Origin of the sequence: Psychroserpens mesophilus (assembly GCF_050617655.1) — a bacterium.
In the GTDB taxonomy this organism is placed as follows: Bacteria; Bacteroidota; Bacteroidia; order Flavobacteriales; family Flavobacteriaceae; genus Psychroserpens; species Psychroserpens mesophilus_A.
On record NZ_JBODQC010000463.1, the window covers coordinates 1 to 239 of the forward strand.

1 protein-coding gene is annotated in these 239 nt (G+C 65.3%); it reads left to right on the top strand.

Going from position 1 to position 239, the window contains the following annotated elements:
* Positions 1–239: hypothetical protein (locus ACRHNM_RS18000; RefSeq protein WP_431138001.1), on the top strand; the 239-nt coding region annotated here is incomplete at both ends.

The following is a 239-nucleotide window of genomic DNA, read 5'->3' on the forward strand; positions in this document are numbered from 1 at the left end:
GCAACATCCGCCTGCTGCAACTGCTGTGGAAGGGCGACACCCAGCCGGCCGACATCGCCAAGGCCGGTGGCAAGCTGACCTACGCGCAGATGATGACGCCGGCAGGACTGAAGGACATCGCCAGCTACGCCGACAGCATCGGCCCGGAACTGCGCTCGATCATTCCGCTGGATGCCAAGGGCGCGCTGAGCACTCCGACCACGCTGGTACAGGACGCACATGCAGTGGGCCTGATGGTG